The organism is Embleya sp. NPDC005575, assembly GCF_040605455.1.
Taxonomy (GTDB): domain Bacteria; phylum Actinomycetota; class Actinomycetes; order Streptomycetales; family Streptomycetaceae; genus Embleya.
Genome location: NZ_JBEXCV010000016.1, coordinates 1 through 20961, shown reverse-complemented (window position 1 = coordinate 20961; position 20961 = coordinate 1). Strand labels below are relative to the sequence as shown.

Sequence of the window (20961 nt, the reverse complement as noted above, 5' to 3'; positions counted from 1 at the left end):
CGTTAGATGTTGTGTGACTTCTGTGGTTGGTGCGTCGGTTCCTCGTCGTGGTCCGAAGTTGGAGCCGTTACTGCTCTCCGATGAGGAGAGGGTGACGTTGGAGCGGTGGACTCGCCGGGCAACGTCGGCTCAGGCGTCGGCACTTCGCTCGCGAATCGTGTTGGCGTGTGCGGGGCCGGAGGTGCCGCCGATCGTCGCGGTCGCCCGGGATCTGCGGGTCGCCGCGGACACGGTCCGCAAGTGGCGGCGGCGTTTCCTCGTCGACCGGTTGGACGGCCTGGTGGACGAACCCCGGCCGGGCCGGCCGCCCACCATCGACGTCGAACGGGTCGAGGCCGTCGTGGTCGCCACGTTGGAGGAGATCCCGAGGAACGCCACCCATTGGTCGCGCAGGTCGATGGCGGACCGCAGCGGCCTGTCGAAGTCCACCGTCGGCCGGATCTGGCGCCGGTTCCAGCTCAAGCCACACCTGACGGACACGTTCAAGCTGTCGACGGATCGGAGCGGTCACCGTCGCTGGCGTCGCCGCCCGGGCCAGGGTCTCCCGGACTTTTCTCTACGACGCGGCCCAGGCGACGCTGCCGGCCAGGCTGCGAGACCTCGCGAACAAGCAGCCCGCTACTGGGCGACCGGCCTTGCCCGATCACCAGCGGATCAGCACCAAGTCACACGAATCGGTGGTGCGAGCGCTACGGGAAGCCAACCGAAAACTGCACGTGGAGAACGAGCGGCTCCGCAACGAACTCGCCGTGGCCCTCGGGCAGCTCCGTGACCTCCGTCGAGGCCTCGGTGCCTCCGCGTGACTGAGCGCGTCGGCTTCGCCGCCAACATGATCGGCGCAACTTCCTGTCTGGGTAAGCAAGTTGACGACCTCCCGGTCGGGCCGGGGGCCATCACAGATCCGAGGCGTCAATCCAACAAATCGTCGCCACCAGATCGGGAGCCTTGTCAGTCGCTTCGGCTGCCAGAAGTGCCCAATCCCGGCAGTCGGCCACAATCTGAGCCCAGGACAACTGGCGGTCGATGTCCCAATCGATGCCTGGGCCGTGGCCCCCGAAGGCCCCGTTATCCTGCTTGATCCGCCATACCTGGAAATAGAGCACCGCCTGATCGTGAGCGGCAAGATCCTCGATGACTTCAGCAAGGTGAGCCGTCGGCCATGCCGGAGCCAGGGTACCCAGCGAGGCCCGCAGTGCAGCGACCCGAGGCGGGATCACGACCTCGCGGGCTCCGAGATCCGTCAGTGCCCAGCGAAGTGCCACTCCTTCGCTGTCGTCGGGGGCCTCGCCTCGCTGCTGGAAGGCTTCATAGGCTCGTTGAAGAGCCGGCACGGCACGCTGGATCTCCAGGTCCGCCAAGGCTTCGGCCGCCCATTGGCGAACGGTGGCGTTCTCGCTCTCCAGCAGGCCGATCAGCACGTCTCCCGGCCGCGGATCCTTCAGCGCAGTGAAGACCTCGATGGCGCAGAGCTGCCCGAAGGTCCCGAGGTGAGGCGCTGCCGCAATCAACTCGTCCAGCACCTCTGGCCCCATGGCGATCAGCGCATGCTGGGCATCTTCTGCCACCTCGCTCGAATCCGCATCGAGCTCGCCAACCCGCTGAGTAACCGTGCCGTCCATGGCCACGAAGTCTGGCTCGTCTCATCCACCACGACCAGTCAATAATCCAGACGCCTCGTGCCCGGGACAGATGCGAGCCCTTCCGTCCCGCCCACTGGGACTCTCAGCGCGCGACCACCGAGCGGCACGTGGTTGGTCACTGTCAGCCACACGAAACCGCAGTTGAAACTGGCCAACCGCAGCGACAGATACAGATAATGGCCTGCTCATCAGTCAGAAACTCCACCGGCACGAGCCGGACCGTAGCCAGCGGCGACGAGCAACCGGCGGCTTTCCGTGAACCCCAGCAGCAGCCGCATCCGGTGTGCTAGCCGACCATGATCGTTCTCACCGGGATTTCCTGTATCGCAACTACTCACACCCGTTGAGTCCCGTGAGTTCAGGGCAACTGAAGGTTTCTCAGCGGGAACCCGAGGGTCGGGTGTCCTGATTCCCGGGTGCTGCCTCCGGGTTCGTTGTGAACCCGCGCATGCGACCTCGCTGATGCGGGGGTGTGCGTGTACATCCGGACTCTGTTCACGCTTCGTCGCGGTGAGTGAGGTGGCCGTGCGTGAGCCGCCAGTAGTGCTGATGAGGAGTCAGCTTCCAGGTCTCGTCAGCAGCGATCGCCTGCGTGATCCATTCGTGGAGTTGCGGGAGGGCATGTGCTCGTAGAACAACGCGGATGGCAGCACGTTCAGTGGCGGCGACCGGGTGGACGTCAATGCGGAAGCCGACCATCTCCGGGTGGATGCCGTGGCCGTAGTTACGGGGGTTGGGAGCGACCCATGCCGTTCCCAGGACGATGGACCCGCTGTCATGCCCCCTGAGGAACCGCAGGTCCGTGACGCGGCTCATGTAGGAGCCGAGACACTCGTTAATGTCGGTGGTGGTCAGAGGCCACGCACGGTGGCGGGGCAGTCTTCGATTTCGTGCGGACATGGCAAGCAGAATCGCAGAAGGTCACTGCCGGCTCTTGTTCAGCGGCCTGCTCCAGCAGGGCTCGTGCGGAGTCCGCGTAACGCATCGCTATTTTCTCATCAAGCCCGAAGACTTCGGCGAGGTGGAGCGGGTCAGGGCCCTGGATCATAGCCTCTTCGAGCTGCCGGTCGACGCGGAGTCTCTCCAAAGTCGCGGCCTGCCCGCGCATGGCGGCGCTGATCCAGTGGTTGCTGGCACCGTTGGTCCTGGTGGCGGTCTGGTTGTTGATCAACAGATGGCGGTTCGCCGTGTTCGGCCACCGCTTACGTCGGTGGTCCAACCAGTCCAGCAGCAGTGACGGCCGTGCAAGGTCTTGAGATAGGCGAGGACGTCGTCGCGGGTCACTTCCCGTAGGTGGTCGTAGCGGTTCGACCACTCCAGCAGGGCCGGGCGGACCCGGTTGAGATAGAGCCAGACCGTGCCTGGTTGCCGTGGGAGGTTGCGGGGGCCGCCGTTCCAGTCGGCACTCGGCCGCCAGGCCGGCGCGGGCGGCGGTTTGGGAAGAGCTCCCCGCGGGCCACCACGTCGCGGAGTGTTTGGCGCCGATCCTCTGCGGTAGTGCAGGCCCATGAGGAACAGCTGGTGGTGACGGACGGCGTCAAGCCGGGCCCTTACGTCTGCCCCAAAGCGCAACTGGCCGACGGCGGTCGTGACGTGGAGCCGAGCCTGGCACCAGCACAGACGGCAGTAGTCCCATCTCACTGGCAGGACGCGACGGCAGCCGACGCAGGCGGCCGTCGCGTGGCTGTGGCGGAACGTATAGCAGGTCGGGCAGAGCCGTCGTCGCAGGAGTCGGTGGGCTTGCGATAACCCTTCGGATACCGGCTCATACCGGGGGCAGCGACCGGCCGTCACGGCGTTTGGGGATCACCGATGGCCCGGCGCCCCCTCCCCCGACCGCCGCCTGCCCAGTCTCCTGCTGTCCCGGGCGGGTCACCCTCTCAGGCTCGGGGATCATCAGGTCGCCGATCTCGCAGCCGAGGACGACGCAGATGACGTCGAGATCGTCGAGCTTGAGGGAGACCGGCTGGCCGGACCACAGTCCGGACATCTTCCCGGCCGAGATCACCAGCCCGTGCTCGGCCAGGCTTCGCTGGAGCTCGGACGCTTTCCAGATTCCCTTGTTCGCGGCGGTCAGCCGCAGGTTCCACCTCATCGGATCAGTCCTTCCAGCCGCTTCGCGGCCCGTTCCATCCCGGCGACCCAGGCATCCTCGACCCGGGTCTGCTGCACGTGGATATACCGCATGGTCGTAGCGATCCAGGAATGCCCCAAAACCTCTTGGATCGCGAGCAAGTCGAGCCCGTTTCCGTAGCGTTGGGACGCGCAGAAATGGCGCAGGACATGCGGCGTCAGCTTCTCGCCCCACCCGGGCAGGTGTGCTTTGGCCGCGTCCTTGAGTCCACTTCGCAGGGCGTCGTTTCCCACCCGGCGCGAGGAGCCGTCGGCGTTCTTCCGCTCACGCGGCCCCGAGCCGCGGGTGCCCTTGCCGTGGCGGACGTGGAGCTTGCCGAAGCGGCCCAGGTCCCACTTGATGTCGTCCAGGTCGAGCCCGCATGCCTCGCTCACCCGCAGACCGACCTGAGACAGCAGCTTCGAGGCGGTGTAGTTCCGGGCGGTAGGGGCGAACTTGCGGCAGGTGGCCAGCTCGCCACCCCAGCCGGTGAACAGCGTCCCGACCTCCGGCTCGCTCGGCGGGATCCGCAACTGGGCGTCCTTGGCCCCACGCGGCCGGTTCATCTCGTCGATCGGGCACTCGACGACGCGGCCGGTCATCCGGTGCAGCTCGACCTTGTGCCGCAACTCCAGGAACATGAAGTACGTGGTCAGCGCCTGCGACCGGGCCGGCCGGGTGCCGCTCCGTGAACCCCGCAGCACCTTCCCGAAGTACGCGTCGGCGTCGGCCGGTTCCATGTCCCACAGCGGCTGGCCGAACCAGGTCCTGATCTGGTCCAGGTGCCCGACGTCCCCGCGGATGGTGCCGTCCGCCAGCCCTGCCGAGGCCCGCGCGAGGACGAACCCGGACAGTACATCGGTCTCGAACCGCTCCAGCTCCTCATCCGACGCGGGCGTCCAGTGCTCGCGCAGGTCCCGTACGACTGCCAGTGCAGACAACCCGAGCCTCGCCTTCGGCCCAACTGCGGATCGGTCGGACGAGGTGAGAACGCTTCAAGAATCCCGAAGTTACGTCACAAGGCCACAGAGCACACGAAGGAGGAAGAACCCCCAGGCCACGGGGACAAAGACTCAGCGGGGATCAGGGGAACTCGGGCCGGTGGACTGGGTGCGGGAGCACACGTGGTGGGCGCCGGTCGCACCGGGGCACGGCAGGCGTCGCTCGGGCCCGGGTCGGCGGCTCGACCCGGGCGCCGGCGTCTTCGCCCCAACCCAGGCCGCTACTCGAATCGCGCGGTGTCGCCCGCTCCTCGGCGTACGATCTCGGCCTCGTCGCCGGAGAAGTCGATGACCGTGGTCGGCCGGGTGCCGCAGTCGCCCGAGTCCACCACGGCATCCACCACGTGGTCGAGCCGTTCCTTGATCTCCCAGCCCTGTGTCAGCGGCTCGTCCTCGCCGGGCAGGAGCAGCGTACTGGACAGGATCGGCTCACCGAGTTCGGCGAGCAGGGCCCGGGTGACGACGTGATCGGGAATCCGGACGCCGACCGTCTTCTTCTTCGGGTGCAACAGTTGCTTCGGCACCTCGGACGTCGCGCGGAGGATGAAGGTGTAGGGCCCGGGCGTCGATGCCTTGATGGCACGGAACACGTCGTTGTCCAGGTACACGAACCGGCCCAATTGAGCGAAACTCTCGCACACCAGGGTGAAGTGGTGCCGGTCGTCGAGGTTGCGGATCGTCCGGATCCGGCTGATGCCGTCACGGTTGCCCAATCGGCATCCCAGCGCGAAACAGGAATCCGTCGGGTACGCGACGAGCGATCCGGAGCGGATCAGGTCGACCACACTGCCAATGGTGCGCTGTTGGGGGTTCTCGGGGTGCACATCGAAATACTTCGCCATCCGCCGACCCTATGGGGACGAACCCCGCTCCCGGCCAACGGATGTCACCCCGGGTCTGATCGAGGGAGGCGATCCTCGCCTCGGCGCACGCCACGACGTCGAGACGCCGATCACCGAGGCGACCTGTGCCGAGACTTGTTGTGGACCTGCTTCCAGCCTGGCAGCTCCTCGCCCTTGCGGCGCCGGCGGGGCATCACGAGCCCGGTGCCCGGGTAGCCGCCGTCGGCGATGGTCATGGTTGTGCCGACGGCGGCCTTCGCGCCGGACTCCTCCCACGCCTTGCAGTCGTTGCGGTTGCCCGGCAGGGGGCGGCCGACCACCACGACGAGGCGCGTGTCGGCGTCGATGACGACCGAAGTGATGGGCCGGACGGAGATCGTGAGGGTGTGGCGATCTCCCGGATCAAGGCGGCGAATCCCGCCCGGCGGCACGGTGTCCTGCTGCTCAACCCCGGCGGTCCGGGCGGTCCCGGACTCGACCTGCCGTGGCAAATGGAAGCCCAGTTGCCGCAGGACGTGAAGGACCGCTACGACCTCATCGGCTTCGACCCGCGCGGCGTCGGCCGCAGCACCCCAGTGGCCTGCGACCTCACCCCCGAGGAGCAGCGTGCGTTCCGGCCCGACCGTACCTTCGACGCCAACGTCGTCTGGGCCCGGACAGTGGCCGACAAGTGCCGCGCGCACTCGGGCGATCTGATCCCGTACATCACCACCCGCAACACCGCCCGGGACATGGACGTCGTGCGCACGGTCCTGGGCGAGCACAAGATCTCCTATCCGGGTGTGTCGTACGGCACCGCCCTCGGCGCCGTCTACACGCAGATGTTCCCCACCCGCACCGACCGGTTCGTGCTGGACAGCGCGGTCGACCCCAAGCGCATGTGGCGCGGGATGATCCAGGTCTGGGGCCCGGAGGCGGAGCCGGCGTTCCAGCGGTGGGCGAAGTGGACCGCCGAGCGCTCGGCCACCTATCACCTTGGCGAGACCCCCAAGGAGGTTGCCGAGACGTTCTGGAACCTCGTGTACCGCGCCGACCGCGATCCCATCGTCATCGGCACCACCCCCCTGGACGGCGCGCAGATCCGGGACGAGATGCGACCCCGGTTCTTCACGGTCGCCGACGGCGCGAAGTGGGTCGCGATCCTCAAGCGCGGTGCCGCCGGTGAACCGACCCCCGAGCTGCCCAAACCGCCCGCGGGTCGCTCGGACGCCATCGCCGCGCTGTGGTCCGTGGTCTGCGGCGATGCCACCTGGCCGCACGACCCCTGGCGCTACCGCGTCGACTCCGCACTCGACGCGATCCGCTACCCGATCTACGGCGACTACGCGTCGGGTATCACGCCCTGCGCGTTCTGGAACACTCCCCGCGAGCCGGCCAACGTCGTGGACAACCGGGTACCCACGCTCATCGTGCAAAACGAATGGGACCCGCAAACCCCGCTCGTCACGGCGCAAGCCATGCATCGGGCCCTGAAGGGCTCCCGGATGATCACCGTCGACGAGGGCGAAGGTCATGGCGTGTACACGTACACCGGCAATCGGTGCGCGGATCAGGCCACCACCGACTACCTGGTCACCGGCCGCCTGCCCACCCGCGACGTGACCTGCCAGGCCGGGCCTGAGGACCGGCGCGCCACCATCTCCGACGCCGTCCCGCACTGGAGCTGAGACTCGGGCAGGCGGGCCAGGCGCGGCCCGCCTGCCTACGCGGGTTTCGTCAGGGCCGGTGTCGGTCGCCACCGGGCCGAGTTCGCGCCCGGATCCGGGCCTGCCGCGGCCGGTCCGCCCGGCGGCCGAAGGGATACGAGCGGGTCAGTGGCGGCCGTGCGCGCTGTCAGATGCCCCGCCGAAGAGTCGGGCGACAGCCCGGAAGGGGAGAGTGACCACGGTCGCGATGGCGCTGCCCACGGCACGGAAGACATCGGCTATTGCCTTCAACATCGGCGGTACCTCCGACCTGTCTGCCGGCGCACACTCGGTGGCCGCCGTGCACTGCCCCGTATGGTGCGTGTGCCCGATGGGGGGTCGAGAAAACCGGCCCGCCCGTTGCGGCCCGGGCGCACCCGCAGCCCGCGCGATCCGATATTTTCGGCAGGTGCGTCCGACGAACGAAGGACACAGAGATGAGCGTTGACTATGACGACGGTGTGCTCCGCGTCGAACGGATTTCGCCTCCGCCCGGGATCCGCCTGACCGGTGAGGTCGATCTCGACAACTGCGGGCACCTGCGCTCCGCGTTGGACTCGCAGTGCGGCGCCGAGCCGGGGGACCTGCTGGTCGACGTGTCGTCGCTGGGTTTCATCGACATCGCCGGCATGCGGACCCTCGTGGAGACCGCTCGCGGCATGGAACAGGGACGACGCCTGATCCTGCGTCGAGCCTCCGAGGACCTGTGCGACCTGGTGGAAATGGCAGGATGGGACCGGGTGCCCGGCCTTGCAGTGGAGAGGGTGACGACCGGATGAACACGGCCACGATGTTCCGCCACGATGCCCTCCTCTACGCGGGCTTGGACGACTTCGTCGAGCACACCGCGGGCTTCGTCCGCGAGGGTCTGGTCGCCGACGAGGCCGTGGCCGTCGCGGTGATCCAACCTCGCGCGGGCGCCCTGCGTGAGGAACTCGCCGCCGACGCCGCTCACGTCACCTGGATCGACATGGAACGGGTCGGTCGCAATCCGGCCCGCATCATTCCCGCCTGGGTGCAATGGACCCAGGAGCAGGGCCCGCGCGTCTTCCGCGGTATCGGCGAGCCGATCTGGGCCGGCCGCGACAACGCCGAACTCGTCGAGTGCCGTCATCACGAGACCCTGCTCAACCTCGCCTTCGACGGCGTGCCCTGGCAACTCCTGTGCCCCTACGACACCACCGCGCTCGACGCGGGCACCATCGACGCGGTCCGCCACTCCCACCCACAGGTCTTGCACGGTGCGGCTCGCATCGACCACCCACACCCGCAGCCCGAGCACTTCGCGGCCACCCTGCTCGGCCCCACCCTGCCACCCGCACCCGACCAAGCCGAAGAACTGGCCTTCCGCTCGGGCGAACTCGCCGGCGTGCGGGCGCTGGTGCGTCGGGTCTTGTCGGATGTGGGCCGTGCGCAGACCAACCATGCTCTGCTGGCGGTCAGTGAGATCGCCGGCAACAGCGTGGCGCACGGCGGCGGCGCGGGCACGATCACCCTGTGGCGGCAGGATTCGTACCTTGTCTGCGAGATCCGGGACACGGGCCGCGTGGTCGACCCGCTTGCCGGGCGCCATCGGCCTACGCCGGACCAGGACGGCGGACGCGGGTTGTGGATCGCCAACCAGATCTGCGACCTGGTCCAGATCCGATCGACCGAAACGGGAACGGTGGTCCGGCTGCGTGTCAACGTGGCTTCGTAGTCACCCGGGCTTCGCGCCCGGAGACTTCGATGGTGCGTGCGAACGCGCGGTGCGCAAGGTGTGCTTGGTTGTCGTCCGTGCACCCGCTCGCACTCCCGGCCGGTGCTTCCGAAAGGCTCCCGGGCGACATCCTGAGCGTGCGGCCTACGGTGTCGGGGACTTGGGCTGTGCCGGGGAACGGGGGATGGGCCTGGAGGGCGTGGACGTCGCGGTCGTCCGGACGCGGGCGAGAGACTTCTTCAGCTCGCGGTGGAGTGCGGCCCCGCCCGGTTCCTCGACGAAACGGTGGACGAGGTAGGAGAGTGCGACGGCGACGGCGACCGTCGTACCGAGTGCGGCCCACGGTTCGATGCGGTCGATCAGGCCGTTCATCAGGAGCAGGTGCGCTACGGAGCCGTGCAGCAGATACAGCGGGTAGGTGAGGGCGCCGAGGATCACGATTTTGGGCGATCCCAACCAACCGAGTCTGCCGGTGGCGACGAGCGCCATCACGATGAAGAACACGGTGACGCATGCGGTCGTGATCGGGACGTCCCAACTGCCCTGCCACTGGGCCCAGTCCCCCGCGCTGACGCGCGTCTGGTCGACGGCCAGCGCCCAGGAGAGCAGCACGAACAACCACAGCAGCAGGTCCGAGCCGAATCGGTGGATGAGGAAGAAGGCCATCCCCGCGATGAAGTACATGCTGCGATACGGCATGAACATGACGTCCAGCCACGTGGTGTCCGAGGCCTTCGCGACGATGCCGAGGAAGGTCCAGGCGGCCATGAACAGAATGCAGTTGCGGTAGGTCACTCCCAACGGGATGAGCAGTGCGACGAGCATGTAGAAGCGCAGCTCCCACCAGAGCGTCCAATACGCGCCGTCGGCGTGCGGGACGGCGATTCCGCCCTGAAGCATCGTCAGATTCGGGACGAGGTCCCACAGTCGCACGCCGGCGGCGGTGGCATGTCCGGTCACCACGATGGCCACGCCGGCGAGGACGATACTGAACCAGTAGGCGGGCATCAGGCGCACGACCCGGGAGACGGCGAAGTCGCCGAGCCTGCGATTCCAGATCGACATCAGGATGACGAAACCGCTGATGATGAAGAAGAGGTTGACCCCCAGATACGCGTAGCGGGTGAATCGGGTCATCTCATGGAACTCGCGGAAGCCGGACGTGTCCGCTTTCGGAGGCGAACCGGTGTAGTGGTAGAGCACAACGGCGAACGCCGCGAGGAAACGCAGGACGTCCAGCTCGTAGAGCCGACGCTGTTGCCTGTGGGCAACGCGTTCGTGCCGTGGCTCCTCGATCGGTGCGTGCGCCTCTGCTCGCATCGATGGTTCCGTCGACGGAGACTGTGGGGAGATCGCTTGACGCGACGGAAGGAACTCGTAGGGAAACTGCGTCATCGTAGGGTGTTGCCCATCTCGTCGTCTGGGTGTGAACGCCGATGCGGCGTCCTCGACCGTCTGCGGGACCACGTCGTGGGTTGCCGGACGTGCGGGTGAACACCGCCGGGGCGGTGTGCGTTCCGTACGTCGTGAAGGCCTTGTCGGCGGTGCCGGAGAAGGCGGGCGCCACCAGCACGGCGGCCGGAGCGCCGGCCGTGAAACGACAGGCGGATGAGGCGATCACGAGCGTGCCGAGGCGGTTCGAGGAGGGCTTCGCCAACGGCTCGATCCGCTTCCACGGATCATCCGTCACCAACCACGGCGCACCCTTCCTCTGCCCCATGACGTGTGCAACGAGCGCAATCCGGCGAAGACATGGCATCGCTCAGCCTTTGGTTACGCAGTTCGTCTGAAAGGTGAAAGAAAAAGCGTCACCGGGCTTCATGGCCGGTGGATGGTGAGACAACCCGAAACCCCGGACCCCGGTGCCATGGCACCGGGGTCCTCGTCACGAGCGTCGACTTACCTCGCCCCACTCACCCGGCACACCAAAATCGTGTGAGCGGGCCGGCCACTCCCGTTGCGGCGCGAGGAGTGGACGCTACGCGGCCAGCGGGGTGAAGGGGAGCAATTCGTTCGCTCCGGGCTGCACGACGCCGTAGCTGCTCTCGGGGACCTTGTTCCAGGCGCCGGGAAGATTGCCGGGAGGCTCCGACACGATGAGGCGGGTGTCGTCGGATACCTCGCGCAGGAATGCCACGTCGGGGTGGAGCGCTCGCAGCGTCTCCACCCGGGTGCTGTAGAAGAGCGAGCGTGAGGCGGTCTGGCTGGAGTAACGGAATGCCCACAGTCGTTGTCCGTCGGTCAGCGCGACGGTCATCTGAAGCGGGAACTCCACCCCGTACCGGTGGCCGGTGCTTTCCACCAGGCCGGCCATCCGCGCGACGGCGCCCGGCGGGTCCTGCTCCAGGCCCAGGGTCAGTGCCAGGAAGAACATGAGCTCGGAGTCCGTCGATCCCTCGATGTCGGGGAAGAAGTCGGGGTCGACGGCCAGGGCCAGTTCTCGCTTGATGCGGTGGAAGTCGCTGACGGCGCCGTTGTGCATCCACATCCAACGTCCGTGACGGAACGGGTGGCAGTTGCTCTGCTGCACCGCCGTGCCGGTCGACGCCCTGATGTGAGCGAAGATCAGTGGAGAGCGGACGTGGCCGGCGATCTCCCGGAGATTGCGGTTGCTCCATGCCGGACCGGTGTCCCGGACGAGCGCCGGGGCGTCGATGTCGGGTGCGTACCAACCGACGCCGAACCCGTCGCCGTTGGTCGTCTCCACGCCCATCCGCGAGTGCAGGCTCTGGTCGATCAGCGAGTGCTCCGGTTTGTAGAGGATGGTGTCGAGCAGGATGGGTGTTCCCACGTAGGCAAGCCAACGGCACATCGGCTACCGCCTCCTCTTCGAGCCTGCGCCGCGCCCGGACGCTCACGAGCGCGTCGTGCGGGTTCGGTCTTCGAAGCTCGTCCTTCGAAGCTCGTCCCTGCCTCGGCGATCGAGAACCTCCGCAACCACGGCGATGCGGTGACGGGACACTTCGCATCGAGGTCGTGGACGTCCGCACCGCGGCCCGGATTCCACGTCCCCTCCTTCGACCCTAGGCATCCCCGCCTGCTACTGCACCCGGGCGGGCGTATTCCGATGTGGATGAGCAGGGCCGCACCGGTTGCCGGCACTGCGATGGGTCGGGTGCGCGTCTTCGACGAGCGGACGGATCCACGCAGCCGCGATCCGGCGTCGACAGCCGCGGCGCGTTCGTGCGGCTGGATCGTTCGTCGTCCGGCTCCTCCCGCGCTCAGTCCCGAGGAAGGAGCGGTCCCAAGGGGCCGAGGTCGATGTTCAGGTCTTCGGGAGAGAGGTCGAAGTACTCGCGCAGTTCCGCCATGCGCTCCTCGAGAGCCATCAGTGTGAGACCCATCCGCTCGATCTGATCGTCGGTCAACCCTCCTTGATCGATGCGTCGCAGGGCTTGCTTCTCCATGAGTTGACGCAGGAGTTCGACGATGGTCAACACCAGGCTCACCAGGCCCCGTTCCACCGTCTCGGGGTCGGCTGCGATGCGGCGACCGAAGGCGGGGGAGAGCGAGGCGTCGGGAAGCCGGCCGGCCAAGCCACGGCGAGGGGTTCGCCCATCCCGGTTCGTTGACATGCCGTGCAGACGTGTCCGCGAAGAACGCGGTTCGGTGGATGCCTGCCGGGCGATCCGATGGCGTCGGGCCGTGGTCACGGTCGTCCCCCCGACTCACCCTCTCCCTGGCCCGCTCCCTGGGCCACCGTGCTGACGGAGGCGACCAGTGCGCGCAGCGAGATACGGACGAGGTCGACGTCGGCGATGCACAGCGTGATTTCGCCACTGACGACGACGCCCCCCGCCAGCACGCGGTCCAAGAGGTCGACCAAGGCGATCTGGCGACCGTCCAGGGGCGGTCGTCGAGCAGGTGCGGATTGGCTGATCACGGTTCCGGATCCTCCGGCGAATCGGCGACGAACGAGTAGGCCGGCCACGGACCGCTGAGTTCGAGGCGAATACCGGGGAAACGTCCGTCCAAGTTCGCCACGGTGGAGGCGAATTCCCCCGCCCGGGCGTCGTCCGTCAGGTAGGAGGCGTTGAGTACCATCCAACCCTGGTACCGGGCGAGCCCGGCGTCCTGCGGCGGGTGCAGCACGGCGTGCGCGGCGTACGCGGCGAGGGTGGCGTGGATCCGCTCAGCGTAGGCGGCCGCCCGGTCGCCCGCGTTCTCGCGCTGTCTTTGCCGGGCGCGTTTGTGCAAAAGGTAGGTGGTGCCGGGACTGTCCGGTTCCGGGGATCGCTCGTCCGGCGCGGCCGTGTCCGCCTCCGGGGATCGCTCGTCGGGCGCGGCAGCGAGCACCTCGGGGTCCGCGTAGGCCTTGACACCCCATTCCGCCCGATCAGACAACCGGGACAGCGCCGTGGTGAAGGCGGTCTCGCGCCGGCCGAGCATCTCCCGCACGCGTTCGTCGTCTCGGTAGATCGTGGCGAAGCGCAGCGGGAGCACCGTGCCGGTGTGTGCCGCGGCCTCGACGACACGGTGGTGCGCTCGAACCGACGACTCCAGCCAGGAAAGGTCGCCCAGACGCTCCTGCAGGATGTCCTCGGAGAATTCTCCGGCGGGGACGGAACCCACGATGGCCGCCAGGCTCCCCGCTCGGACCACGTGCGGAGGTTCTCCGGCGACTCCCACCACGTCGGCGGAAACAGCAGCGGTCGAGCCGGGAAGGATGGCGTACACCCAGTCGACGGAATCGTTGTTCATGATCGCCGCCTCGTTCCGCGAGAGGTTCCGGGTGAGGCCGAACCGCCGCGTTCGCCGGACTCGTTCGCCTCGGAGGCGATTTCCCGGGACGCGGAGGCGGCGTCGCGACCGGACTCGACGCGTTCGGCCTCGAGATCGCCCAGGCGCTTGCGGAGCCGCTCGTTCTCCGAGAGGAGATCACGCTTTCCCGAGGACAGGGTGGGGTCGTGTTCCCACCAGTCGATGCCCATTTCCCGGGCTCGATCGACGGAGGCGACGATGAGCCGGATCTTGATCGTCAAGAGTTCGATGTCCAGGAGGTTGACGCGGATGTCACCGGCGATCACTATTCCCTTGTCCAGGACTCGTTCAAGGATGTCTGCGAGGTTCGCCGGTTCACCGCGCATGGATTCCCTCGCGCGCGAAACCGGCCGCCGCTCAGGGAAGACACCGCGCTCCATCGGGCCTTCGGTCATCTCACGACTCCTCCGCTCGGCCGCGGTAGTAGCGCCTCTCGCGGCGGTAGGACGTCATCTCGCCTTCGTCGTCGACTTCGACCTGGTAGAGCGCCAGGATGTCGGTCGAGTCGGGGATTCGCCGCGTCTCCAAGACCTCGATGCCGATCCGCCAACCGGTGTCGACCCGCTCCGCCGAGACGATTCCCTCGGGCTCGCGGCCGGTGAGGGCCCGGAGTTGACTGGCCGCCGCCGCAGCGGCTTGCAGGGGTTTGATGGGCGCGTGCTCCGGCGTGCGACGGCTTTTCCGCTTGTCACCCTCCTGCCCCTCACGCGGCGTGCGAGATGACGCGCGCCGGGGGCGCGGCTCGTCTTGATCGTCGGCCCGCGCGGCGTGATCGTCATCCTCGACCCGTGTGTCGCGCTCACTGAGAGCGCGCCGCTTTTTGAGGCGACGTCCGGGCGGTTCCCGCTCCTCCTCGACCGGGCTTCGTCGAGCGACCGAACGCCGTGGGGCCGGCGCGGCTTCGTCCTTCGAACGAGCGACCCGCTTCCTGGAGGCCGCCCGCTCCGGTGCGCCCTTGTCACGCGTCGGTCGGCGACGCTCGGACTCCGCGTCGCCGGGTTCGCGGTCCGCGCTGCGCACGGCTCACACCTCCAAGCCGCCGATCGAGCGCCGCGACTCCAACAGCCGGCCCACGAGTTCCTTCTCCAGGGCGTCGGCCTCTTCGTCCGTGATCAAACCCTCGGAACGGTCGTGGTCGACCTCTTCGAGGCCGCGACGGATCGCCTGAGGACTGGCCCATTCGTCGTACGCCTCGTCATAGACCTGTTCGGCGAGCCACACCACGCCGTGCACGGGCGCGAGGGGAAGGGAGAGCAATCCGGTGATCAGACCCATTACGATCGCCCCCATTCGAGGTTGTCCATCACTTCGGCCACGAAGTCGTACGGTGCCAGCGGCCCCAGCAGGCGTAGGCGCACCCGACCGTGCAGGTCACGCGCCAGATGATCGGCCGCCTTCTCGAAATCCTGCTGCCGATCGAGGGCGACCAGGAAGGACGCGTCCGCCACCATGTCACCGGCACCCGCCTCGACGGGACCCACGGCCTCGACCATCGGCGCCAACCGTTCCAGGATCAGCGCGCCGTCGGCTTCGCGTTTGCCCGCGAGGCCGTCGGCGACGAGTTCACCGAGCCGAATCCGCCGGTGGTAGGCCACTTCCTCGGACAAGCCCGCCAGTTCCTCGCGAAGACGGACGATGTCCGGACGCTCCTCCAAGAGTTCACGAAGGATGGCGTCCTCCTCGTACCGAGCCCGGAGAGTGAACTGCGCTTTCCCTTCGAGTTCCGCGAGCCCGGCCGAGAACTCCTTGTCGTGTCCGACGAGTAGTTCCTCGACCACCGAGCGCACATCCTGTACGACGGTTCCGAACCGGAAGGGGAGCACCGTCGTCGAAGCGGCCAGGCCGTCCAGGACTCTCGCATGCGCCCGAAGATCTTCCGGCGTTCCCAGCGGCTGTTCCACGGATACCTCGCTGACCACGGCCGCGACGGCATCGTGCACCACCAAGGTGATCGGAGCCGCCGGGTGGCCCACACCCGCGGCGTCCGAAGGCAACGCGGTGTCCGCGGGCACGAGTCCGTACACGTAGCACGCGAAACCGGCGCCCTCGAACGACGAATCCGGCGACGGGAACGCGGGGTCCGGGAAGGTCGTCATCACCCCTCCTCCTTATGCCTGGACGAGCGGCGTCGTCGAGGGCGCTCCTCCGGCTCCGCTTCGGGCTCGTCCTCCTCCCCGCTGTCGAAAGCCTCACTCAGGGTTTCCTTCGCCCCTTCCAACGCGCCGCGTGTCTTGTGTTTCGCGCCGCCCTCCGTGAGGCCGTGCATCAGGTCCGGTAGCCCCTGGGGTTCCTTTTGGCTGAGGTCGAGCCGGTTCACAGCTTCTGCGAAGCGCAGGTATGTGTCGACGCTGGCGATCACGATCCTGGCGTCGATGGTGAGCAACTCGATACCGACCAGCGACACGCGCACATAGATGTCGATGACCAAGCCCTTGTCGAGGATCAGGTCGATCACGTCGACCAGACCGCTCGACGACGGGCGATCGAGGTAATGCCCCTGCCTGCTTGCCATGGTCATGGGACGTCACCGAGCCCGTGCCGGCGCGCGCCTGCGGGAGTGCCTCTTCGGCGTCTCGTCCTCATACTCGCCGTCCTCCTCGTCCTCCTCATCCTCGTCCCCTTCGTCCTCTTCGTCCTCCGAGTCGGTGTCGTACTCGTCCTCGTAGTCCTCGGCCTCTTCGTCTACGTCTTCGTCTTCGTCTTCGTAAGGCTCTTCTTCGTTCTCTTCGTCTTCGTCGGCCTCTTCGTCCATGGCCTCTTCGTCTTCGTCGGCCTCTTCGTTCTCGGCCTCTTCGGGCTCCTCGTCCTCATACTCGTCGTATGCGTCCTCGGGTTCCTGCGAGCCCTCTTCGTCCCACTCCTCGTCGCCACCGCCCTCGTCCTCGTCGCCGCCCTCGTCGCGTTCGCGTTCCTCTTCGTCGAGGGCATCCTCGTGGCTCTTGACGACTTCGCCGTCTCGAATCTCGCCGCGCCACCCCTCGACCTCGTCGGGCTGAAGGATGGTCTGTGTCATGACGTGACGCCGGAAATGCTTCAGTTCGAGGCGCACTCGCCGGCCCTGGGCGCGCCACAGGTTTCCGGTCCGTTCGAACAATCCCTGGGGGTGGTACTGGAGCACGACGAGGATCTTGGTCAGGGTGGGCGTGATCTCGTGGAAGGTGACGGCCCCGTCCACACGCCCCTTCTCGCCGGAGGACTCCCACAGGATCAACTCGTCGGGGACCTGCTCGATGATCGTCGCCTGCCAACTGCGGTGGGACCAGAAGACCTGTGCCTTCCAGTTCAGCTTCTCGTCTTCCTCCTGCTCGACGGTTTCCACCTTCTTCATGAAGCCGGGAAAGTCACCGAACTGCGTCCACTGGTCGTATGCCACGCGCAGCGGCACCCCGACGTCCACGTCCTCGACGATGTTCGTCAGCTTGAGCTGCTTCTTGCCGCCTCCGCCACCGCCGCCCTTCCCGCCGGTCAGGGTTCCCTTGACCTTCTCCTTGACGCCGGTCAGCCCCGCGCCGACCGCTGCCTTGAGCGGCGACTTGCCCTCGGCCAGCTCTTTCGCGCCGCGGAGTCCGGCCTTGGCGCCGTCACTTCCGTCGTTGTCCACGAGATCGGTGAGTCGTGCGGTGGCTTCGCCGACCTTGTCGGTGGCCATCGACAAGGCGCGCTCGCCCAACGCTCCCAGCAGGTTCTGCGCTTCCGAGACCAAGCGATCGGTGGGCAATTCCTGTGCGATTCGGCCAAGACCGCCCGCTGTCGCGCTCTTCGTCCGGTCCGCCATGATCACCGCCCCCGCCCGCGCGTCGCGGTGCCACGCCCGCTCGCGGTCTTCTTCGCCGGCTTGGCTGCCGCGGTCTTCGTCGCGCGCTTGGCCGGTGTGGTCTTCTTGGCAGCGGCCTTACGAGGGGCCTTCTTCCCCGCCGATTCGCCGCGCGCGCTCTCCTTCGGGGCCGCGGACCGGCCACGAGTCTTCGAAGGAGCCTCCGTCGTCTTCTTCCTCGTCGCTCGTTTCGCACCGGCCGTCGACGTGCGTTTGTCAGCGGACGACGATGCGGGCCGTGCACGCTTGGCCGCCGGGCGCTCGCCCGCCGAGGACCGTGCGCCACGTTTGCGGGCCGGTGGCTTCGCCGGCTCCTCCTCTTCGTCCTCTTCGTCCTCTTCGGGTTCCTCGGGCTCCTCGGCTTCGTCCTCTTCGGCTTCCTCGGCTTCCTCGGCTTCCTCGGGTTCCTCGGCTTCGTCCTCTTCGGGCTCGTCCTCGTCGCGACCCTTCTTTGGCCCCGCGCGCAACGACTCGGCGCGCTGATGCAGCTTGCCGGTGAGCGACTCCACTCGGTTGCCGGCCGCCGCCAGCGCGGCCTTCTTACCCGCTTCGGTCAGTTCGCCCCGCAGACTGCCGACCAGTTGCTCCAACTGGGGACTGGATTCCAGCAGGCTCGATACCAATTTGCCCGGGCCGCCCCCAAGGCGCTTTCCCGCCGCCATGCCGGCGACAGCCATGGCGAGTTTGCCCTTGTGGAAGCGGCCGAGCGCGTAGCCGGCGCCCAGTGCGACGGCGAGCTTGGCGTTGTTCATCATCGTTTCCAATCCGGGAACGATCGGCGGACCACCGGTCTCCGCCCCACCGCCATCGGCGATCCACGCCGCTACCCATCCGCAGGGCCGTCGGCGGACTTCCGCCCTCCCGCCGGCCCATGCCCCCGGCGCACGCGACGCCTCTCCCGACGCCGGCGCCCGCCCGCCACCCCTTGGGGCTCGGCATTGTCCTGTGCTCGTTCGAGCGTGCAACTCCATCGTCGCACCAGAAGATCTTCGTTGCACAAGGGGCCGATCGTGCGCCGAGTTGCCAGAGGACTGGGCCCGTCACGTCTTCCCGCCACGGGCGCAGAGGGGGCGACACGGAAGTATCGCCTTCGCCATGACGGCGGCGTTGTTCAAGAGCGGCAAAACCGCCGGTGAGGAACCGTTGGGGGACGGCCCGTCATCCGCATCCGTGTGCCGAGCCGTGGCCGGACCTGTCCGAGTGAGGCGGCCCCGTGCCGTTCGCGCTTCGGTGCCCTCCCGGTCCCGGTGGTCGACACCAGCGGCATCCCGTCGGAGGACGTGTCCTACGACAAGGGCGCCCGGGCCCGGACCGGCTTGGGCTTGCCGGACCGGCTTGGGCTTGCACGAGGAGCCTCAAATCCGGCGCCTACATGACGGAGAGTCCGCCCAAGCTCGCCCTACGGCCCCACCCGATTGACGGGCCGGATGGACGTCCCGCGCACCGGTGACGATCGAGCGCGGCAACCCGACCCGCCTCGCGGTTCCGCGCACGTGATCACGAATGGCCCGACCGCCGCGCGGCGGCCGGGTCGGGGTCCGGTGAAAGCACCGGCTGCCGGCGATCCTCAGGGAAGACGCATCAGCCGCCATGCGAGTGCGAACAGGCGTTGGGCGAGTCTTACGACCGGGAGGCCGAGCGGAAGCAGGATGATCGTCACGCACAGCAGTCCGCCGACGATCCACAGCACGGCTGCGAGAAGCCCCAGCACCGTGCCGAGCACGGCTGTGACGATCCCGAGCACTGCGTTGAGCAAGCCCTTGAGTATGCGCATGATGACCTTCTTGATTACATTTTGCGCCTTTTCGGACCGGCGTGCACGTGCCGTGCGGTCCGACCTCACCCGGCTGTCGATCTCGGGCGACATGCCCACCGAACCGGGCTTCCTGCACCGCGAGTTCGCGTGCAAGGCGCCATCGGGTGTTGCCCGGGCTCGCGCTGCCGGCTGCTGTGGGCGAGCCCCCGGCCGAACGCGACGCGGGTGCGACGGCGGTGGAAGTGGCCGTGGCGTCCCTCGTCGCGTCGATGGTGTGCGCGGGCGGCACGCGCCGATCACAGCCGACGACGACTTGGGCCCGGTCGCCCAAAGGGATGCGTCAGACCGGCGCATACGCTCGGTGGAGTGCGTTCAGTGCGTCCAGGTCGACCGCTGAGAGGTCGATCGCGGCCGCGTCCCAGTACTCGTCCAGGCGTTGCGGTGTGCGAGCATCGACGACGGGGAGCAGCACGGGCGAACTGGTGAGCAGCCACGCCAGCGCAATCTGGGCGGTACTCGCTCCGTGACGCTCGGCCACAGCGGTGGCATCATCCGCTCTTTTCTCGGTCTTCGTGCCGAGGGGCCGTCCGGGCACGAACACCAGGCGGTGGGATTCGCAGAACCCGAGAAGATCCTCCGAGGTCCGATCGGTGACGTTGTACGGGGCGTGGACGGATGAGATCTCGGTGATCGCCATGGCTCGGCGCACCTCTGCGGAACTGCTCGCCTCGACCCCAGCTCGACCCGGCCGTGGCCGTCCGCGGTCCGCACGACGGCCATGTCCGCTCGGAGGCCGTCGAGCCCGACGAGCCGGTCCACCCAGTCACCCTCGACTGTCGCCTCGCCCTCCGGTTCCAAGCCCACTTCGACGAAGAACGCGACAGCGGCCGCGAGATCCTCGACCACAACGCCAACGTGATCCATTCGGTGAACCGTCATCATTACCTCCTGAGTAGCGCGGCACTCGTGGCCGCCCGTGCCCCTGGGATCCGCCGGCACCCGGCGGCGTTCAGCGCGTCGATCTGCCAGTCGAGCTTTTGCGATCCGGTGCCGACTCTGGCGTAGCCGAGCCGGGCCACGAGGTGACCGACGCGGACATGCCGATTTTCGACGCGTGGCCGACGCGGTCCAGGAGGCAAAGCGCGCAGACGCGCGCGTACGTCAGGAGGTGGCTCGGACCGAACTCGCGGATTTCCGGTTCCGGACTGCTCCGGGCGCCTACATGTGCTGGTGGGAACTGCCGGAACCGTGGCGGGCGGACACGTTCGTGGCCGCGGCCGTGTGCCGGGGCATCGCGGTCACACCCGGCGCCGCGTTCGCGGTCCCACCCACCGCCGCCCACAACGCGATCCGGCTGGGACTGGCCTCCCCGACCCCGGATGCCCTCTCGGCGGCCCTGGAAGCCCTGGCGACCATGGCCCGCTCGATCCCGGAACACGAACCGGTCGACTAGGTCCTGTACGGAGTTGGACCATTCGCCGGGCTGTCCCTCGGTGATCGTGCACGCCGGGGGGCGGCAGCGGCGGTCGCCCGCCGCCATGTGCCGCCTCCGTGTGGTTCAGCGCGGCGATCGTCGGCGAGGCCGCGGCGAGCGGGTGGAAGGAACTGAACGTGTCGCTCACGAAGTCCGGGTGCACCCCGCGGTCGCTG

27 protein-coding genes and 2 pseudogenes are annotated in these 20961 nt (G+C 67.8%); 7 read left to right on the top strand and 22 right to left on the bottom strand.

Annotated features, from left to right (window positions below; genetic code table 11):
- Positions 1-13: 13 nt before the first annotated feature.
- On the top strand, positions 14-772 hold the full coding sequence (locus ABZS54_RS08045) for a helix-turn-helix domain-containing protein (RefSeq protein ID WP_355532273.1): 759 nt from the start codon (positions 14-16) through the stop codon (positions 770-772).
- 121 nt (positions 773-893) lie between these two features.
- On the opposite strand, the gene ABZS54_RS08040 is transcribed toward ABZS54_RS08045, so the two are convergent.
- Both ABZS54_RS08040 and ABZS54_RS08035 read right to left on the bottom strand, forming a co-directional pair.
- On the bottom strand, positions 894-1619 hold the full coding sequence (locus ABZS54_RS08040; protein WP_355532272.1) for a HEAT repeat domain-containing protein: 726 nt from the start codon (positions 1617-1619) through the stop codon (positions 894-896).
- Positions 1620-2135: 516 nt separating this feature from the next.
- Positions 2136-2540 carry a hypothetical protein gene (locus tag ABZS54_RS08035; RefSeq protein ID WP_355532271.1) on the bottom strand — a complete coding sequence of 135 codons (405 nt, stop codon included), beginning with the start codon at positions 2538-2540 and terminating at the stop codon, positions 2136-2138.
- On the opposite strand from ABZS54_RS08035, the gene ABZS54_RS08030 reads away from it, so the two are divergent.
- A complete protein-coding gene (locus tag ABZS54_RS08030) occupies positions 2539-2877 on the top strand; it encodes a hypothetical protein (RefSeq protein ID WP_355532269.1) in 339 nt (112 codons plus the stop codon). The two genes, ABZS54_RS08035 and ABZS54_RS08030, sit on opposite strands and share 2 nt — an antisense overlap.
- Positions 2878-3405: 528 nt before the next feature.
- Here the strand turns inward: ABZS54_RS08030 and ABZS54_RS08025 are convergent.
- The 4 genes and pseudogenes from ABZS54_RS08025 to ABZS54_RS08010 form a co-directional block, all read right to left on the bottom strand.
- Positions 3406-3735, bottom strand: coding sequence for a helix-turn-helix transcriptional regulator (locus ABZS54_RS08025; protein ID WP_355532267.1), 330 nt, complete (start codon positions 3733-3735; stop codon positions 3406-3408).
- The gene (locus ABZS54_RS08020) at positions 3732-4694 is read right to left on the bottom strand and encodes a tyrosine-type recombinase/integrase (protein ID WP_355532265.1); all 963 of its coding nucleotides are present in this window, start codon (positions 4692-4694) and stop codon (positions 3732-3734) included. The genes ABZS54_RS08025 and ABZS54_RS08020 overlap by 4 nt, the downstream gene beginning before the upstream one ends.
- A 281-nt stretch (positions 4695-4975) precedes the next feature.
- The gene (locus ABZS54_RS08015; RefSeq protein WP_355532263.1) at positions 4976-5596 is read right to left on the bottom strand and encodes an L-threonylcarbamoyladenylate synthase; all 621 of its coding nucleotides are present in this window, start codon (positions 5594-5596) and stop codon (positions 4976-4978) included.
- Between the two features lie 131 nt (positions 5597-5727).
- Positions 5728-5955 (bottom strand): annotated as a pseudogene (locus ABZS54_RS08010) (IS5/IS1182 family transposase); the annotation flags it as partial.
- Between the two features lie 27 nt (positions 5956-5982).
- Here ABZS54_RS08010 and ABZS54_RS08005 point away from each other — a divergent pair.
- Complete coding sequence (locus tag ABZS54_RS08005; RefSeq protein WP_355532261.1) at positions 5983-7263, top strand: alpha/beta hydrolase; 1281 nt, start codon at positions 5983-5985, stop codon at positions 7261-7263.
- Between the two features lie 144 nt (positions 7264-7407).
- Here the strand turns inward: ABZS54_RS08005 and ABZS54_RS08000 are convergent, their stop codons facing one another.
- On the bottom strand, positions 7408-7536 hold the full coding sequence (locus ABZS54_RS08000) for an LPFR motif small protein (RefSeq protein ID WP_355532259.1): 129 nt from the start codon (positions 7534-7536) through the stop codon (positions 7408-7410).
- A 182-nt stretch (positions 7537-7718) separates the two neighbouring features.
- On the opposite strand from ABZS54_RS08000, the gene ABZS54_RS07995 reads away from it, so the two are divergent.
- Positions 7719-8060 (top strand): STAS domain-containing protein, encoded by a 342-nt coding sequence (locus ABZS54_RS07995; protein ID WP_355532257.1) that lies wholly within the window; start codon positions 7719-7721, stop codon positions 8058-8060.
- Positions 8057-8980: an anti-sigma factor RsbA family regulatory protein gene (locus ABZS54_RS07990; RefSeq protein ID WP_355532255.1), complete on the top strand. Its 924-nt coding sequence runs from the start codon at positions 8057-8059 to the stop codon at positions 8978-8980. Before ABZS54_RS07995 ends, ABZS54_RS07990 begins: the two co-directional genes overlap by 4 nt.
- Before the next feature lie 144 nt (positions 8981-9124).
- On the opposite strand, the gene ABZS54_RS07985 is transcribed toward ABZS54_RS07990, so the two are convergent.
- A complete protein-coding gene (locus tag ABZS54_RS07985) occupies positions 9125-10300 on the bottom strand; it encodes an acyltransferase (RefSeq protein WP_355532253.1) in 1176 nt (391 codons plus the stop codon).
- A gap of 164 nt (positions 10301-10464) precedes the next feature.
- On the opposite strand from ABZS54_RS07985, the gene ABZS54_RS07980 reads away from it, so the two are divergent.
- The gene (locus ABZS54_RS07980; protein WP_355532251.1) at positions 10465-10770 is read left to right on the top strand and encodes a hypothetical protein; all 306 of its coding nucleotides are present in this window, start codon (positions 10465-10467) and stop codon (positions 10768-10770) included.
- Positions 10771-10958: 188 nt separating this feature from the next.
- On the opposite strand, the gene ABZS54_RS07975 is transcribed toward ABZS54_RS07980, so the two are convergent.
- The 14 genes and pseudogenes from ABZS54_RS07975 to ABZS54_RS07910 form a co-directional block, all read right to left on the bottom strand.
- Entirely contained in the window at positions 10959-11792 is an 834-nt protein-coding gene (locus tag ABZS54_RS07975; protein WP_355532249.1) for a class II glutamine amidotransferase, read from the bottom strand.
- Between the two features lie 409 nt (positions 11793-12201).
- Positions 12202-12516 (bottom strand): gas vesicle protein K, encoded by a 315-nt coding sequence (locus tag ABZS54_RS07970; RefSeq protein ID WP_355532247.1) that lies wholly within the window; start codon positions 12514-12516, stop codon positions 12202-12204.
- 113 nt (positions 12517-12629) lie between these two features.
- On the bottom strand, positions 12630-12863 hold the full coding sequence (locus ABZS54_RS07965) for a gas vesicle protein (protein WP_355532245.1): 234 nt from the start codon (positions 12861-12863) through the stop codon (positions 12630-12632).
- On the bottom strand, positions 12860-13681 hold the full coding sequence (locus ABZS54_RS07960; protein ID WP_355532243.1) for a GvpL/GvpF family gas vesicle protein: 822 nt from the start codon (positions 13679-13681) through the stop codon (positions 12860-12862). Before ABZS54_RS07960 ends, ABZS54_RS07965 begins: the two co-directional genes overlap by 4 nt.
- Positions 13678-14067 (bottom strand): gas vesicle protein, encoded by a 390-nt coding sequence (locus ABZS54_RS07955; RefSeq protein ID WP_355532241.1) that lies wholly within the window; start codon positions 14065-14067, stop codon positions 13678-13680. The genes ABZS54_RS07960 and ABZS54_RS07955 overlap by 4 nt, the downstream gene beginning before the upstream one ends.
- A gap of 70 nt (positions 14068-14137) precedes the next feature.
- Positions 14138-14761, bottom strand: coding sequence for a gas vesicle protein GvpO (gene gvpO / locus ABZS54_RS07950; protein WP_355532239.1), 624 nt, complete (start codon positions 14759-14761; stop codon positions 14138-14140).
- 3 nt (positions 14762-14764) lie between these two features.
- A complete protein-coding gene (locus ABZS54_RS07945; protein ID WP_355532237.1) occupies positions 14765-15031 on the bottom strand; it encodes a gas vesicle protein GvpG in 267 nt (88 codons plus the stop codon).
- Entirely contained in the window at positions 15016-15837 is an 822-nt protein-coding gene (locus ABZS54_RS07940) for a GvpL/GvpF family gas vesicle protein (protein WP_355532235.1), read from the bottom strand. Before ABZS54_RS07940 ends, ABZS54_RS07945 begins: the two co-directional genes overlap by 16 nt.
- On the bottom strand, positions 15837-16259 hold the full coding sequence (locus ABZS54_RS07935; RefSeq protein WP_355532233.1) for a gas vesicle structural protein GvpA: 423 nt from the start codon (positions 16257-16259) through the stop codon (positions 15837-15839). Before ABZS54_RS07935 ends, ABZS54_RS07940 begins: the two co-directional genes overlap by 1 nt.
- A 6-nt stretch (positions 16260-16265) precedes the next feature.
- Positions 16266-17516: an SRPBCC family protein gene (locus ABZS54_RS07930; RefSeq protein ID WP_355532231.1), complete on the bottom strand. Its 1251-nt coding sequence runs from the start codon at positions 17514-17516 to the stop codon at positions 16266-16268.
- Between the two features lie 2 nt (positions 17517-17518).
- The gene (locus ABZS54_RS07925; RefSeq protein WP_355532395.1) at positions 17519-18310 is read right to left on the bottom strand and encodes a histone protein; all 792 of its coding nucleotides are present in this window, start codon (positions 18308-18310) and stop codon (positions 17519-17521) included.
- An 812-nt stretch (positions 18311-19122) separates the two neighbouring features.
- Positions 19123-19329 carry a hypothetical protein gene (locus tag ABZS54_RS07920; protein ID WP_355532229.1) on the bottom strand — a complete coding sequence of 69 codons (207 nt, stop codon included), beginning with the start codon at positions 19327-19329 and terminating at the stop codon, positions 19123-19125.
- Between the two features lie 322 nt (positions 19330-19651).
- Entirely contained in the window at positions 19652-20008 is a 357-nt protein-coding gene (locus ABZS54_RS07915; protein WP_355532227.1) for an aldo/keto reductase, read from the bottom strand.
- 38 nt (positions 20009-20046) lie between these two features.
- Positions 20047-20250, bottom strand: a pseudogene (locus ABZS54_RS07910) (VOC family protein); the annotation flags it as partial.
- Between the two features lie 175 nt (positions 20251-20425).
- Between ABZS54_RS07910 and ABZS54_RS07905 the strand changes: the two are divergent.
- On the top strand, positions 20426-20764 hold the full coding sequence (locus ABZS54_RS07905; protein ID WP_355532405.1) for a hypothetical protein: 339 nt from the start codon (positions 20426-20428) through the stop codon (positions 20762-20764).
- Positions 20765-20961 lie beyond the last annotated feature (197 nt).